Origin of the sequence: Paludibaculum fermentans, from assembly GCF_015277775.1 — a bacterium.
Lineage (GTDB): Bacteria > Acidobacteriota > Terriglobia > Bryobacterales > Bryobacteraceae > Paludibaculum > Paludibaculum fermentans.
This window is the reverse complement of sequence record NZ_CP063849.1, coordinates 523,776-538,526: the sequence shown is the minus strand read 5'-3', so window position 1 is coordinate 538,526 and position 14,751 is coordinate 523,776. Positions and strand designations below refer to the sequence as shown.

Sequence of the window (14,751 nt, the reverse complement as noted above, 5' to 3'; positions counted from 1 at the left end):
CGTGTGCGTGCGGCGTGATTGCCGTCAGAAGTGAGTAATTGCAATGCCTCGGAAGGAGCGTCCAGCAGTGAAAACGAGTGATTCAATTGGGTTGTGCCTTCTGATTTGCGCGGGGGTGGGGTCTGCCTTGGGGCAAACAACTGCCGGCACTGCTTGCGCGAGCAGCAGCAAGCTTGCCTGCGTGATACCTAATCTGTACGGGCCGCAGGGGCTGGTGCTTCCGAACGCCTTCCATCAGGCGCACTTTGTGAGTTCGTTCCAGTCGAACTTCACCCCTTTGGGCGGCGCGCTGGCGACGCAACTGACTTTGTTGCCGCTGGCCTCCCCGGCCTCGGGATTCACGTATACCTTCGACAGGACCGCAGGCGTCTACACTCGCTCAGCCCAGAGCCTGGGCCCCATTCTGACGGAACGCGCGGAGACACTCGGCCGGGGCAAGTTCTTTCTATCGTTCGCCTACCAGCGCTTCAATTTCAGCAGCGTCGATGGGGTTAGTCTCGACAGCCTGCCAGCCGTTTTCACCCACACGCATGCCGAGAACATAACGCCCGAACCTGAATACGAGAATGACGTTATTACGACCGATAACGACATTAACTTCAAAGTCAACCAATTCACTCTTTTTGGCGCGGTAGGCTTGACCAACCGCATCGACCTCTCCGTGGCCATTCCACTCATGGATGTGTCGCTGGACGTGAAGTCGAACGCTACGATCCGCCGCATCGCCGGACCCAACTCCCAGTTCGGGGAAGCTCACTACTTTGACTCCGCTGATCCGACGGGCAGCATCAATAAGACCTTCACTGGCCGTGGATCCTCCACGGGCCTGGGCGACGTGACATTTCGATTGAAGGGCAATGTCTGGAAGAACGCAAAGGCCGGGCTCGCCGTGGCCGCGGACTTTCGCGCCCCCACCGGAGACGAAAAGAACTTTCTGGGGTCTGGCGCTGCCGGGTTCAAGCCGTTCGTCGCCGCTTCATTGCACGCCGGCCGCTTCGCGCCTCACGTCAATGTCGGCTATCAGTGGAATGGCGATTCCGTTCTCGCCGGAGACGTCACGAGCAATGTGAAGGCTCATCTCCCGAATCAGTTTTTCTACTCGCTGGGGACAGAATTCTCAGCGGCCAAGCCCCTAACCATTACTTTCGACTTCCTGGGACAGCGTGTCATTGATGCCACCGGAGTGGTCAGAACCACGTTCACGACGGCAGCCTCCACCGCCCACCCGGAAAATAGCTCGAAGACATTCAACAACATCGCCCTGTCGAACCACAGCTTCAATCTGAACAATGGTTCCCTGGGTTTTAAACTGAACCCCTTTTCCAGTTTCGTGCTGACCGCGAATCTGATCTTCAAGATGAACGATAGTGGCCTACGCAGCACTGTGGTGCCTATGTTTGGTGGGTCGTACACCTTCTGAATTCAGAATTATGGTCAATTGCGTATGGAGCCGGTCTGTGGTTCCATGAAGCCACCGATCGAATTGGCGGTTCTGGCCCTGCCAGACGAGATCCGGAGTTCCGATCAACTTATGCGTACGGTGAATGCATCGTGCGGGGCACGGGGGGACTCCAGCATTCGGGGAGGAAGAGCGTAGACCTTCGGCGTGCGAGGCCGAAGGCACAGCATTCCTGGTGGCGCACGAAACAAGGATCTCTCCAGCCCGCCATCGAAGATCGGCGCTAATGATTTCTATCTATGTCCAGGGGCAGTGAGCCAGGACGTCGAGTTCAAACACCAGAAGCCGCCAAGAGACGAAAAACTGAGGCTCAAATGTGGAACGACGTCAGCCAGCAGCTTGCGCATATCCTCTCTCACCAATTGTTCGACTGTCTGCTCCGAACACCCAGTTACACGAGTATGCTGCGAAAAGGCGGCCTGACGCCTCCCTTCACCCAATATCTGAAGCACACGCCGGACCCGATGCCGCCGTCCTACGAGGGTACCTGCCGTACGTATGCTCAGTTGATTGTGAGCCAGGTGAAGCAACTGGGCTGCCTGGCGGAAGACAAAACGCTTCGCGCAGAGGTCATTCAGGGCCCGATGAGTCTCTATCGGGCAATGTCGTCGCGGCAGAAGGGTTCTGAGCCCGATGACCTGAGAAGGAACACGGCCTATATAGGCGACTGGTGGTTCAGCGAGGAGTTGCTGGAGACTTGTCTCCTGCACTGTCGTGGGCTGATGCAGGAGCGAAACCGCAACCCGACACTAACAAACCTGACGCCCGATCGGTGCCTCCGTGTCCAGTTGCGGAGGCGTCTGGCCATTCGCCTCGACTGGAACACCATCAAGGCCCTGCGGAGACTGGTATTGGCGAGCAACGAATCGATACCGGTGATCACAGGCCGAGGGTTACCGATGGAGATCATCACTCCTGGAGCGGACGCCGGCAGATTCCCAGACAGAGTGCTGCCGGTCGCGCGACAACTCCTGCCTGGCGGGGACCGGCAGATCTGGATGCCGTGGACACCGCAGAAGTCGATCCAGCTCTGGGCTCCTAAGGGGGGCTTCACGCCGAACGCACGCTTGTGAATGGCCGGAGCGTCTTCCGACAAAGCCGAGCCAAACGGAGAGCAGTTTGGCACACTCGGCGCTGGGCTCTCGCGCGGACGGCACGCGACGAGGTGGAATGGAATGAGCCGCGCGAAGTTAACAGTTTATGGTAGGACCGGCAGGACTCGAACCTGCGACCCTCTGCTTAGAAGGCAGATGCTCTATCCGGCTGAGCTACGGTCCCAAACTGCTGTCACGGGCGGATCTTCTGCCTTGGATGAAGTGCGATCAGCCTGCTGTAATTTTACCACTGCACCCAGGACCTACCTACTTTTCGGACTGCACGCGCTCAGCGCCTACGCGCCGACTCTCTCCGCCAGGAGCGCCGCGATCTTCTCCGGGTCGTTCGGCACCACTATGGGGGCATTTCCGTACGTCGGCACGATCGGCACCGAGGAGGGGGTCTTCAATTGGCCCGTGTGGTACTTGTAGATGTAATCCGGGTCCTTCAGGACGTTGCCCGTGAGGATCGCCACCACGTCCGCGTCCGGAGCCATTACCCCCGCGGCCGTTAGCTTCCTGATCCCTGCCAGCGTCGCCGCCGAGGCGGGTTCGCAGCCGATGCCGCACTGGCCGATGATCGCCTTGGCGTCCGCGATCTCCTGCTCCGTCACACTCTCCACCACGCCATTGGAATCATCAATGACCTGAATTGCCTTGGGCCACGATACCGGATCGCCGATGCGGATCGCGGTCGCCAGGGTCTCCGGATCCGGGATGGAACGGAACTCGGAACGGTCTTGGAAGTAGTCGTAGAACGGCGCCGAACCGGCGGCCTGGATGACGGCAAACCGGGGGAGGCGGTCGATGAAGCCCATGGCGAGCAGTTCGCGGAAGCCCTTGCCGAAGGCCGAGATGTTGCCGAGATTGCCGCCCGGGACGACCACCCAGTCCGGCACCTGCCAGTCGCGCTGGTCGAGCATTTCGACCATGATCGTCTTCTGGCCCTCGATCCGGAACGGGTTCACGCTGTTGAGCAGATAGATGCCGGTCTTCTCAGCCAGCACACGAACCAGCGCGAGGATCTGGTCGAAGTTCGCTTCCACCTGGAGCGTCAGCGCGCCGTACTCCAGCGCCTGGGCGAGCTTGCCGTAGCTGATGTTGCCGTGGGGCAGGAAGATGATGGGCGTCATGCCGGCGCTGGACGCGTAGGCAGCCATCGACGCCGAGGTGTTGCCGGTGGAGACGCAGGCCACGCGCCGCATGCCCAGGCGGAGGCCCTGCGTGGCTCCGCAGGTCATGCCGTTGTCCTTGAACGAGCCCGTGGGATTGAAGCCCTGGTGCTTGAAGACGAGGGCATCCAGGCCGCCGTACCGGGCCGCGGGCGGGGCCGGCAACAGGGGGGTGTTCCCTTCCCGCAGCGTGACCGCCTTGTGGACCGTGGTGTCGACGAAGCCGAGCAGTTCGCGGTAGCGCCAGACGCCCGACTGGTCGATGGGCGCATTCGACATGCGTCGCTCGCGCCACAGCCGTTTGGTGGCGGCGGGTTCCAGAGCCATGCCGGGGTAAGTGGCTTCGATCAGGGCTCCACAGCGCGGGCAGGTGTAGAGAACCTCTTCGACGGCGAACTGGGCGCGGCAGTCGTGGTTCAGGCAGGAAAGAAATGCGGGTTCCAACCCTCTAGTTTACTAGTGAGGATTCGCAGAATCCTAACCGGCCCTGCGGCGCCCCTCAGGCGAGGTAGAAAACCTGCTCCAGGGGACGCATCCGTTCGTCGGCATTGCGGCCGGTGGTGTCCTCAAAGAACTCGCGCATCTCCGCCTGCCAGCGGGCGTTCACTTCGAGCCCGGCCATGCCGTCGAGCGCCGCCTGGAAATCGGGTGTTTCCACGTAGCCAACCAGCAGGCCGTCGTCCCGCAGGAACAGCGAGTAGTTGTGCCAGCCAGTGCCGCTCAGGGCCTGGAGCATCTCGGGCCAGACGGCTTTGTGGCGTTCCTTGTATTCGGCCAGGCGGTCTTTCTTGACTTGAAGGAGGAAGCAGACGCGTTGCATCTCTGGCATCATATCCCTTGCCATGGCCGATTTGCGAAAACTCAAGGAATTGGACGGCATCGGTCCAAAGATGTTGAAGGACTTCGAGCTGCTGGGCGTCGCGAATATCGATCAGCTCAAGAAGCAGTCGGGGCGGAGGATGTACGACCGGTTGTGTGAGCTGACCGGGCAGCGGCAGGATCCGTGCGTGCTGGATGTATTCGTCTGCGCGGTGGCGCAGGCAAAGGATCCGAACCTGCCGGCCGAGCAGCGCAACTGGTGGCATTGGAGCCGGGTACGGAAGGGCCAGATCCGATGATTGGAGTCCATCTCGAGGCGGGGGCGGTGACGGTCCGCAAGATGGCGGCTCCGCGCAGGCCGAAGGGCTCGGCGCTGATCCGGCTGATCTGCGGCGGCATCTGCAATACGGATATCGAGCTGCTGCGCGGCTACTACGGGTTTAAGGGTACGCCGGGGCATGAGTTCGTGGGCGAAGTGGTGGAGAGCGACGATCCGGGCTGGGTGGGGCGACGGGTGGTGGGCGAGATCAACCTGCCGTGCGGGCACTGCGAGTGGTGCAAGCGCGGTTTGGGCCGGCACTGTCCCCGGCGGACCGTGCTGGGGATCGTCCGGCATCCGGGCGCCTTTCGCGAGTTGTTGACCCTGCCGGAGGCGAACCTGCGCGCCGTGCCGGCCAAGGTGAAGACGGAACATGCGGTCTTCACCGAGCCGATCGCGGCCGCCTGTGAGATTCTCGACCAGGTCAAGATTCCTCGTGGAGAGAAGGTCGCCGTGCTCGGCGATGGGAAACTGGGGCTGCTGATTGGGCAGACGCTACGGTTTTCGGGGTTGGAAGTCCACCAATATGGGCGGCACAAGGAGAAGCTGCGGGTGGCGGAGGCGGCTGGAATCGAGGCGAGATTTTCGAACAAATTGCCGGCGGCCGCGTATGACTATGTGGTGGAAGCAACCGGCTCCAGCGAAGGTCTGATGCAGGCCGTGGGGATGACCCGGCCGCGAGGGACCATTGTGATGAAGTCGACCGTGCACGGCACGGTCCCGCTGGATGCGGCTCCGGTGATCGTGAATGAGATCACGCTGGTGGGCTCGCGGTGCGGGCGGTTTGAGCCGGCGCTGAAACTGCTGCAAACCGGCAAATTACAATTGGACCAGATGATTTCAGAAGAATGTCCGCTGGCCGACGCGCCGCGGGCGTTTGCGCGTGCGCAGGAACGCGGGGTTTTGAAGGTGCTGTTGCGAGGTTCCTAACATGATTTCCCTGTTCGTGATGGCGATGCTGATGCAGGCTCCGGCCACGCAGGAGGTGAAGCCGGCCACGGTGGAAGGGGCCGTCACCCACGCGGCCACGCAGACGGCGATCCGGAAGGCGAAGGTGACGCTGACTCTGCTCGGCGGCAGCGAACAGGCACAGTCGGCGGAAACGGGCGACGACGGCAAGTACATTCTGAAGGATGTGAAGCCGGGCCGCTACCGGTTGTCGGCGGAGAGGGCCGGATACCAGGCGACTGGCTATGGCGCGAAGAATCCGGGCGAAGCGCTGGGGCAGACGCTGCGGATTGACGCCGGAGCCGCGCTGACCGGCCTAAACATCGCGCTCCCCAAGCAGGGGGTGATCGCCGGCAAGATCACCGACAACGAGGGCGAACCGGTGGCCAAGGCGTTGGTGTTGGCCATGAACAGCATGTATGCCAACGGCAAGAAGATTCGCCTGCCGGCTGGCACCGTGCCCGTGATGAGCAATGACCTGGGCGAGTACAGGATTGGGCAGTTGCCGCCGGGCAAGTTCGTGGTCTGCGCGGTGCTGGAAGGATCCTACCAGCCGCAACTGAACCCCAAGGACGTCAAGACGGGCGTGGAGGAGGCGCTGTCGAATACGTGCTTCCCGTCGGTGCCCACCATGACGGAGGCCCAGTCCATCGACATCAAGGACGCGTCCGAGGTGCCCGGTATCGACATCCGGCTGAGCAAGATCAAGACGGTGACGTTCACGGGTGAGATTGCCGGAGTACCGCCCGGCACTTCGTCGGTGACCTACCTGAGCCTGGTGCCCAAGGACATGGGGCCGATGGGCCGGGCGATGGGTCCGCGGGCGCTGCTGCAGGGGGCGGACGGTAAGTTCACCTTCAAAAACGTGCCGCCTGGCTCCTATATCCTGCAGACGCTGCCGACCGGACTGGGCAATACGGCTTTCGTCGTGAAGTCGTCCATCGAGATCGGTGACCAACCCATCGAGAAGGTGACCGTGCAGGCTGCTGCTCCGTTTGAGGTGAAGGGGCATCTGACGGCGGAGCCCTCTCCGGACCTGAAGGTCGGGTCGATCAAGATCGTGGCCGTACCGGCGGACGACATTGTGGCGACGTTCGCGATGTCATCGGCGGCCGACAACGGCGATTTCGTGCTCGGCAATCTGGTGGCGGGCCGGTACCGGATCGCGTTCACTGGCATGCCCTCGACCCACTATGTAAAAGAGATCAAGCTGGGCGAGAAGGTACTGGAAAGCGATGAGGCCGAAATCTCGAACGCGGCGACGCCGGTAGCGGTGTCAATGAACCTGGCGACGGCCGAATTGGGCGGAGTCGTGCAGAACGATAAGGGCGAACCAGTGCCTTCAGTGAATGTCGGGCTGGTACCGGTGCCGAAGAAGGCCTTTCGCGTGAGGGTGACGCGCACCGACCAGAACGGCGCCTTCAGGCTGCCCAATGTGGCTCCGGGGGAGTACGCGATCCTGTCGTTGGATCAGATGGAGCCGGGCGCGCTGGAAGACGAGGAATTCCTGAAGCCGCTGATGTCCAGGGCGAAGAAGGTCACTGTCCGGGAGTCTGGACCGCAGAACCTTGAGCTGCGAGTGATACCGGCTGCGCAGCGTTGACCTGCTTCCAGTAGCGCTCGATCACCTTTTCCACGTAGGCCTGGGTTTCGCGATAGGGCGGAACCCCGTTGTAGCGGGCGACGGCGCCGGAACCCGCGTTGTAAGCGGCGAGGGCGCGGCGCACCGGGTTGGGATCGTTCTCGTACTTCAGCAGCAGTTCGCGCAGCAGGCGCGTGCCCGCGTCGATATTCTGCTCGACATCGCGGGGATCGGCGTTGAAAGACTGGGCGGTGCCGGGCATGAGTTGCATCACGCCAATCGCACCCGCGCGGGAGACGGCGTTCGTCTGATAAGCGGATTCGGTCATGGCCAGGGCGTGGACGATGGCGGGTGGCAGGCCGTACTTGATCGCGGCCTCGGTGACCAGCTTCCTGGGATCCGTTTCCTTGATTGGCGGGGGCGTGAGGGACTTGTCCGCCACAACCGCTGGCGGCGGAGGGGGATCGTCTTCGTGTTCCAGGTCCGCAATCAGGTCGGCCTTCAACTCGATCCGGCTGTCGGCGGTGGTGAGAATGTAGCGGTCGTCCAGTTTCTCGATGCGCTGGGCACGAATCCGCGCGCCTGTGTGGAGCACGGCGATATCGGCCGCGGCGAGCGGCAGGGCGGCGAGAGCGAGAAAAAGAACAAAGCGCTTCATTGCATCAGGTCGTTGTAGTCGTCGTCACCGGCGGTGGGCGTCCCGGTCGAGCGGCCATTGCCGGCGGACCGGCCTGCTCCCAGGTTCTCAAAATTCATGGCGGCGTTGAAGAGCAGCATGAAGCTGCCCTGTGTCTGCTGGCGCCACATCGGGTTGATAGCAAACAGGACGTAGTGGCCCTTACCCTGGGGTACATCGACCAGGGCAGGCTTGCCGGCGAGTTCCCTGCCCCCGGCGAGCAGGCCGGAGATGAGCAGGTCTTTCTCCTCACCGAACTTGAGGATGGTGCGCGGACGCTCGGCCGGGGTGGGCAGGTAGGCGCGCATGTTCTCGAGCATCTCGGCGTTGGGCTCATCGGGCTTGGGCTCGGGCACGGCCGGAGCCGGAGGACGCCCCTGGATGACATCCGGATCGGTGAGACCGCCACGGCCGCTGGCGCGGTTCTGGCCGCTGACGCTGCCTGCCTGTCCGCCGCCCCCGCCCAAACCGGCGGTGGCGCTGGCGTTCAAGACCAGTTCCGAACCCAGGTAGACCGGCAGATGCTCGGAATAGCCGTAAGCGATGGGGCTGCGCGGATCAGAGATGCCGGAATCGAGGACGCTGCCGCGCACTTTCAATTCCCGTGTCGGCTGGATGGTGATGCCGTCGATCAAGCCATACGTAATCGGCAATGACGCATTGCCTCCGATGGTGATGAACAGGCCGCCGGCCTCGACGAAGTCGCGAATGTGCTGCACGCCTTCCAGGCCCAGGCCGCCACGGATGTCATCGGTCTGATCGGGCGACGTCCCGAAATTTGGGGTCAACGTAGAGGCCTTCCACGGCACCGGATCGCCGCGCTTCGGCATGCCGTTGACGATGCGCTGGGCGGTGCCGCCCATGGGTCCCAGGATGATGACTTCGAACTTCGAGCGCAGATCGGAGGTGGCCGCCACCGTGTGATCAGAGATGTAGGTGTAAGGGACGCCTGTCGTGTCCATGGCCAGGCGGAACCAGCCTTCGTTCTGTGTATTCAGCCAGTTGTGGACCAGGGCGATGCGCGGAGCGGCCAGCGGATGCTGCGCGGTCTTAGGCGCGGCCTTCAGGGCTACGATGTTGACGCCCAGTTCCGTCGCGGCGGACTGCAGCCGCTGTTTCAGATCCGCCGGATTACCGGCCGCGGGAATCAGGAACGAACCCGCTGCGAATTTCTGGCCCTCGGCTTCGAAGGACTCCTCGGCGGCGTCCATCTTCACGTCCTTGAGCTTGTAGCGCAAGGTGGCCAGGACGCGGTCGCCATTGTGATTCACAGCATAGACAGAACCGTCGCCGATGACCTTCCCTTCCGGCTTGACCGGCCCAGTGACCGGCGCCATGGGCGCTTTCAGCACGGCCACGTCGGTGATCCTGCTGCTCTTGAGGTTCCGCAGCGCCTGGATCGTCCAGCCCGTGTCGTCATACGGCGGGGTGTCGTTGGCGTTGTAATATTGCCGGTCGAGCAGCATGTCGGCGAGCCGCGAGTAGGGCTGGTCCATGCGGACAACGTAGGATCCGGCGGCATTGCCCTGATAGGCCTGGGTCAGGCGCTGCACTTCCACGCCGTGCAGGGCGAGTTGGTCAGCCAGCGAAGCGGCTTCGTTCGGACGGGCAGCGGCGTCGATGATGTAGGCGGCCGGACCCTCGGTCGTCGCCTTGGCGACGCTGCGCTGGCTCTTCAGCCAGAAATTGCGCAGGAATGTCTCTTTGTTCGTGGCCGTGTAGTTCATCGCCAGCAACAGCGCGGACTGCTGCATGTTCACGTTGTTGCGCTGCGACCAGTTCACCTTGGGCAGCGGCGGATTGGGGCGGAACCAGGCGCGGGTGGTCTGGGCGGCGGGGACGGTGCGCTCGCGCGTATCCGCGCCTCCGTTGCCGAAGGTCTCGTAGAACCGGCCGATCGAGTTGTGCCCGTGGGCGACTTCCATGAGGTAGTTAGCGGCCCAACCGTCGTAGAACCCGTGGGTCCAGACGCCGGGAACGCCGCGCTTCGTCATCTCTTCAATTTCGTAGTAGGCGAGCTTCTGCCACTCATTGATGACGATGGGATCGAGCCAAGCGTTGTAAGGCCCCATGCCGGTGGACGTGTAAAGAAACGGCACGGACTCGTGCAGATCGTGCAGAACCTGCGGGTGGAATTGCAGGAAGGCTTTTGTTATGTTGCGGCTAAGGGCGAGCGAGAGGGCCATGCCGTCGCGGTTGTTGTCGTGTGCAACATATTTACCCCAGTACAGGAGGCTGGGGGCGGTTTTGCCGGGATTCTCCTTCCGCCAGCGGTAGAGGTCGACCATCTTCTCGCGGCCATCCACCTCAACTACCGGGGTGACCAGGACGATGGCGTTGTCGCGGATCTTCTGAATGAACGGGGTCTCTTCGACCGCCAGACGGTAGACCAGTTCCATCGACATCTCGGGAGAACCGGTCTCGGGCGAATGGATGGAGGCGGTGGCCCAATAGAACGGCAGGCCCTCGGCGATCAGCTTTTCGGCCTCGGCGGGCGTGGTCTTGCTCGGATCGGCCAGCGTGGCGGTGATCTGCTTGAGGCGATCGAGCCGGGCGAGGTTGGCTTCGCTCGACACCACCACGATGACCATTTCGCGGTTTTCCTCGGTCTGGCCGATGGAGAGGACCCGGACGCGCGGCGAGGTTTTCTCCACCTCGCGCATGTAGCGGTAGATGTCCTTGGCGTAAGTGAGCTTGTTCTGCGCTCCGGCGATGTAGCCGAGGAACTTCTCCGGAGTGGGCACTTTGTCTGAAGCAGGCAGGTGATCGACCAACTCCGTCAGGAACATCGGATCCGTCGTAAATTCGCGGATTTTCTTCGCGTAACCGTCGTCGAGCTTCTGGGTTTGAGCCAGCGCGAGGCTGGCGCCGAGGAAAAAGAGGACCGCAGGACAAGTCACGCGAGACATGTTTTCAGTATGCTGCAAGAGATGACCACTCTCACACACCTGGAATGCAGCCTGTGCGGAAAAACCTACCCGGCCAACCAGCCGCACAATCTTTGCGAGTGCGGCGGGCCGCTGCTGGTGCGCTACGACCTGGAAGCCGCGCGCAATGGCTGGAGCCGGGAGTGGATCGCCAGTGGTCCGTCGTCGATGTGGCGGTATGCCCCGGTGCTGCCTGTGTCGAAGCCTATGTCCATGATTTCATTGGGGGAAGGCTGGACTCCGCTGATCCGGGCGAGGCACTACGGCGCGGCCATTGGAGCGCAGAACCTGTGGGTGAAAGACGAGGGGATCAATCCTACCGGCAGCTTCAAGGCGCGCGGCCTGGCGTGCTGCATCTCGATGTGCCACGAGTTGGGGATCAAGAAGGTGGCCCTGGGCTCGGCCGGCAATGCGGCCAGTGCGACGGCGGCCTATGCCGCGGCGGCGGGCATCGAAGCGCATATCTTTATGCCGAGGACGTGCCGCAGTCCAACTACATCGAATGTAAGAGCTTCGGCGCCAAGGTCACCCTGGTGGACGGGTTGATCAGCGACTGCGGCCGCATCGTGGTGGAGCGGAAAGAGGCCGAGGGCTGGTTTGAAATCAATACCTTGAAGGAGCCGTTCCGCATCGAGGGCAAGAAGACGATGGGCTACGAGGTGGCCGAGCAGTTCCAGTGGAATTTGCCCGACGCCATCTTCTATCCCACGGGCGGCGGCGTGGGCCTGATCGGGATGTGGAAGGCGTTCGACGAGATGGAGGCGCTGGGCTGGATCGGGTCCAAGCGGCCGAAGATGATTGTCGTGCAGGCGGACGGCTGCGCGCCGGTGGTGCGGGCCTTCGAGCAGGGGGCCGAACGCAGCACGTTCTGGGAGAACGCGATGACGGTCTCCAGCGGACTGCGGGTGCCGAAGCCGCTGGGCGATTTCCTGATCCTGCAGGCGGTGAGGGCGAGCAAGGGGACGTGCGTGGCGGTGAGCGACCGGGCGTCCCTGCTGGCAGGGGCGGAACTGGCCAGCCGGGAAGGCATCTTCGCGGCGCCGGAGGGCGCGGCCTGCTTCGCTGCTCTGGATCATCTATTGAAGACCGGCTTCCTGCAGCCGGAAGAGAAGATCGTGGTCTACAACACGGGCGCCGGGCTGAAGTACCTGGAGGCGTACTCCACCTTATTCCCAAGGACCTCTGAGAGCGAGAGCGACAAGCTGGGCGGCTTGATCACGCCGAGGTAGAGACTGGCACCGAATCGCCCGGCCGCCAGCCGACGACGGACTGGACACCGGGGCTCGAGGAAGTAACATAGCAGGATGGCTCGCACGGCCTGCCTGTCCCTGCTGGGGATCATCTTCGCGATTGTCACCGCGCTCGAAGTGCGCCTCGTCGTCACCACGATTGAGTTCGCTGCTCATCCCGAGGCGATCCATTACCGTCTGCCGATGACGGACTCGCTCAAGGTGAATGTCGACCAGTTTGGCGGCCTGCGGCGCGGCGATCGAATCGTTGCAGTCGACGGCACGCCGGTGGCGTCAAGGGGGCAGGCGCATCGAGCCCTCACCCGGCGCCCGATGGGTCCGCCGGTGCCGCTGACCGTGGAGCGCGAAGGGCGACGGCTGGACGTCTCGGCGCCGACGCGACCGTTTCCAGCGAGGATCGGACCGGTGGAGCGGCTGTTCATGGTCGTCCAGAACATCCTGGTTCCGTCGTTCTGCGTGTTGTTGGGATTCTTCATCGTGTACCGCCGGCCCACGGACCGGATGGCCTGGTTGGTGCTCTCCATCCTGCTGGCTCAAGCGCAGTTCAACTCCTACCTGTTTCAAGTGGACGGTTGGCCGCCGTTCTGGTCGGGCCTGATGCGCTTCTTCAATCGCGGGCTCGGGCAGTTGAGCGCGGCCGCCTGGCTCTGGTTCGGACTGGACTTTGGGGCCGAGCGCAGTCCGCGGCGTTTGCTCTCCTGGCTGCGTTGGCCGTTGACCTTGAGCGTGGTGTGGCTGGCGGCGCTAAATACGGCGCTGGCCCTGATGGGCGCCGAGTTTCCGGCCGGGCTCGACCGGTGGAAGGCCTGGGATCTGCCGGATTCGTGGGAGGCCACGATCCTGTATGGCGCGATGGCGTTAGGCGTGGCGAATATCATCTATCGCCTGGCGGGGGAGACGGACCCGGACACGCGGCGGAGGCTGCGCCTGCTGGTGGCGGGGCTGTTGCTGGGCCGCGGTCCGCTGCTCGCAATGGAGCTCACGAACCTGGCGGCCGGCCTTTCGTACAGCGCTTATCCCGTGATCACTTGGGTGGCGTACCTGCTGCTGTCGCTGGTGCCGCTGACTTTTGCCTACGTGTTGATCGTGGAGCGGGCGATGGACGTTGGCGTCGTGGTGCGGCAAGGCTTGCAGTATGCGTTCGCGCGGCGCTCCGTCGACGCCTTGCGGATCCTGCTGGCGCTGGCGCCGCTGGTACTGCTGGAGAACCGCTGGACCGCGATCGCGTGGAGCCTGCTGGCCATGTTGTTGGTGGGTCCGTTGGCCAGGCGCTTGCACGGCTGGGTCGACCGGCGCTTCTTCCGCGAGGCCCTGCAAGCCGAACGGGTGCTGGCCGGGACCGGCGAGTTGCTGCGCACGATGACCGAACCCGAAGCGGTGCTGGCCTCAGTGGCCGGGCATGTGTCGTCCGCGCTGCATGTGCCGGAGGTCCGCACCTGGCTGGCCGGCACGGCTCCTTCACCCGACTGGTTGGCCGAGACCGCGTTGGGGTGCCTGGCGCTGCCGGTCCAGGGCCGCAATGGCGTGCTGGGCGGGCTGCATCTGGGACCGAAGAAGAGCCAGGAACCCTATTCCCCGGCGGAGAAGCAGTTGTTGCAGTCGGTGGCGCACCAGGCCGGGCTCGCGATAGAGAATGCGCGGCTCACACACCGGGTGGCCGAAGAGGCGGTGCAGCGCGAGCGCATCCAGCGCGAACTGCAGATTGCCAAGGACGTCCAGGCGCGCCTGTTGCCCAAGCGCGACCCCGAGTTGCCTGGCTTCAGGATTTCCGGCATCTGCCGTCCCGCCCAGTCGATCGGAGGCGACTCCTATGACTACATCGCAGCCGGCGATCGCCTCTTGATCACGATCGCCGATGTGGCGGGCAAAGGAGTGCCGGCGGCGCTCCTGATGTCGAATCTCCAGGCGAGTTTGCGCGGACTGGCCTTTGGCCGCACCGGGGAGAATCTCGACGGGATGCTCGGGCGCCTGAATGAGCTGGTATTCGATTCGACGCCGGCCAACCGCTTCATCACGCTCTTTGCTTTGGCCTGTGCGCGAGGCTCACGCCGACTGATGTACTCTTCAGCCGGCCACAACCCCGCGGCGTTGTGGCGCAGTGGCGCCTCCGAAGTGGAGTGGATCCGGACCAAGGGTCTGGCGCTGGGACTGAAGCGGCGAGCGGCGTTCGCGGAGGCGGAATTGGAACTGGGGCCCGGCGATACGGTGGTGCTCTACACCGACGGCATCACCGAGGCGATGAGCCCGGAAGGGGAAGAGTTCAGTGAGGCGCGCCTGGCCCAGGCAATCTGCGCCGGACGGGCGCTCTCCGTGCCGGAGTTATGCGACGCGCTGGTGCGAGCCGTCGACGGCTTTGCGGCTGGAGCCCCGCAACATGACGACATTACCTTGGTCGTGCTGCGGGTGGAGTGAACTCCAATTCCGGTATGCGTCACGGCACCGCCGGGTCAACGGATGCGCGACTCGGGCCAGTCTCCTCGGCCTCGCGCGCTGACTGGCCATCGC

10 protein-coding genes, 1 tRNA gene and 1 pseudogene are annotated in these 14,751 nt (G+C 63.3%); 7 read left to right on the top strand and 5 right to left on the bottom strand.

Features of this window, described 5'->3' with window-relative positions:
• The first annotated feature begins 181 nt into the window (after positions 1 to 181).
• Both IRI77_RS02145 and IRI77_RS02140 read left to right on the top strand, forming a co-directional pair.
• Positions 182 to 1,420 (top strand): transporter, encoded by a 1,239-nt coding sequence (locus IRI77_RS02145; RefSeq protein WP_194450447.1) that lies wholly within the window; start codon positions 182 to 184, stop codon positions 1,418 to 1,420.
• Positions 1,421 to 1,860: 440 nt separating this feature from the next.
• Positions 1,861 to 2,532, top strand: a complete 672-nt coding sequence (locus tag IRI77_RS02140; RefSeq protein ID WP_194450446.1) for a hypothetical protein — start codon at positions 1,861 to 1,863, stop codon at positions 2,530 to 2,532.
• Between the two features lie 128 nt (positions 2,533 to 2,660).
• Here the strand turns inward: IRI77_RS02140 and IRI77_RS02135 are convergent.
• The 3 genes from IRI77_RS02135 to IRI77_RS02125 form a co-directional block, all read right to left on the bottom strand.
• Positions 2,661 to 2,737: transfer RNA gene (locus IRI77_RS02135), tRNA-Arg, on the bottom strand.
• 112 nt (positions 2,738 to 2,849) lie between these two features.
• Positions 2,850 to 4,169 carry a threonine synthase gene (gene thrC / locus IRI77_RS02130; RefSeq protein WP_194450445.1) on the bottom strand — a complete coding sequence of 440 codons (1,320 nt, stop codon included), beginning with the start codon at positions 4,167 to 4,169 and terminating at the stop codon, positions 2,850 to 2,852.
• A gap of 55 nt (positions 4,170 to 4,224) precedes the next feature.
• On the bottom strand, positions 4,225 to 4,545 hold the full coding sequence (locus IRI77_RS02125; RefSeq protein ID WP_194450444.1) for an L-rhamnose mutarotase: 321 nt from the start codon (positions 4,543 to 4,545) through the stop codon (positions 4,225 to 4,227).
• 22 nt (positions 4,546 to 4,567) lie between these two features.
• Here IRI77_RS02125 and IRI77_RS02120 point away from each other — a divergent pair, with 22 nt between their 5' ends.
• Genes IRI77_RS02120 through IRI77_RS02110 form a run of 3 tightly spaced genes read left to right on the top strand, consistent with a single transcriptional unit; the run spans position 4,568 to position 7,414 of the window.
• The gene (locus IRI77_RS02120; protein ID WP_228486560.1) at positions 4,568 to 4,843 is read left to right on the top strand and encodes a helix-hairpin-helix domain-containing protein; all 276 of its coding nucleotides are present in this window, start codon (positions 4,568 to 4,570) and stop codon (positions 4,841 to 4,843) included.
• The gene (locus IRI77_RS02115; RefSeq protein WP_194450443.1) at positions 4,840 to 5,793 is read left to right on the top strand and encodes an MDR/zinc-dependent alcohol dehydrogenase-like family protein; all 954 of its coding nucleotides are present in this window, start codon (positions 4,840 to 4,842) and stop codon (positions 5,791 to 5,793) included. The genes IRI77_RS02120 and IRI77_RS02115 overlap by 4 nt, the downstream gene beginning before the upstream one ends.
• Position 5,794: 1 nt before the next feature.
• Positions 5,795 to 7,414 carry a carboxypeptidase regulatory-like domain-containing protein gene (locus IRI77_RS02110; RefSeq protein WP_194450442.1) on the top strand — a complete coding sequence of 540 codons (1,620 nt, stop codon included), beginning with the start codon at positions 5,795 to 5,797 and terminating at the stop codon, positions 7,412 to 7,414.
• On the opposite strand, the gene IRI77_RS02105 is transcribed toward IRI77_RS02110, so the two are convergent.
• The gene (locus IRI77_RS02105) at positions 7,350 to 8,051 is read right to left on the bottom strand and encodes a lytic transglycosylase domain-containing protein (RefSeq protein ID WP_194450441.1); all 702 of its coding nucleotides are present in this window, start codon (positions 8,049 to 8,051) and stop codon (positions 7,350 to 7,352) included. The genes IRI77_RS02110 and IRI77_RS02105 overlap by 65 nt on opposite strands.
• On the bottom strand, positions 8,048 to 10,978 hold the full coding sequence (locus IRI77_RS02100; RefSeq protein ID WP_194450440.1) for a M14 family zinc carboxypeptidase: 2,931 nt from the start codon (positions 10,976 to 10,978) through the stop codon (positions 8,048 to 8,050). Before IRI77_RS02100 ends, IRI77_RS02105 begins: the two co-directional genes overlap by 4 nt.
• Positions 10,979 to 10,987: 9 nt before the next feature.
• Here IRI77_RS02100 and IRI77_RS38535 point away from each other — a divergent pair.
• Positions 10,988 to 12,225 (top strand): annotated as a pseudogene (locus IRI77_RS38535) (threonine synthase).
• A gap of 75 nt (positions 12,226 to 12,300) precedes the next feature.
• Positions 12,301 to 14,658 (top strand): PP2C family protein-serine/threonine phosphatase, encoded by a 2,358-nt coding sequence (locus tag IRI77_RS02090; protein WP_194450439.1) that lies wholly within the window; start codon positions 12,301 to 12,303, stop codon positions 14,656 to 14,658.
• The last annotated feature ends 93 nt before the right edge of the window (positions 14,659 to 14,751 follow it).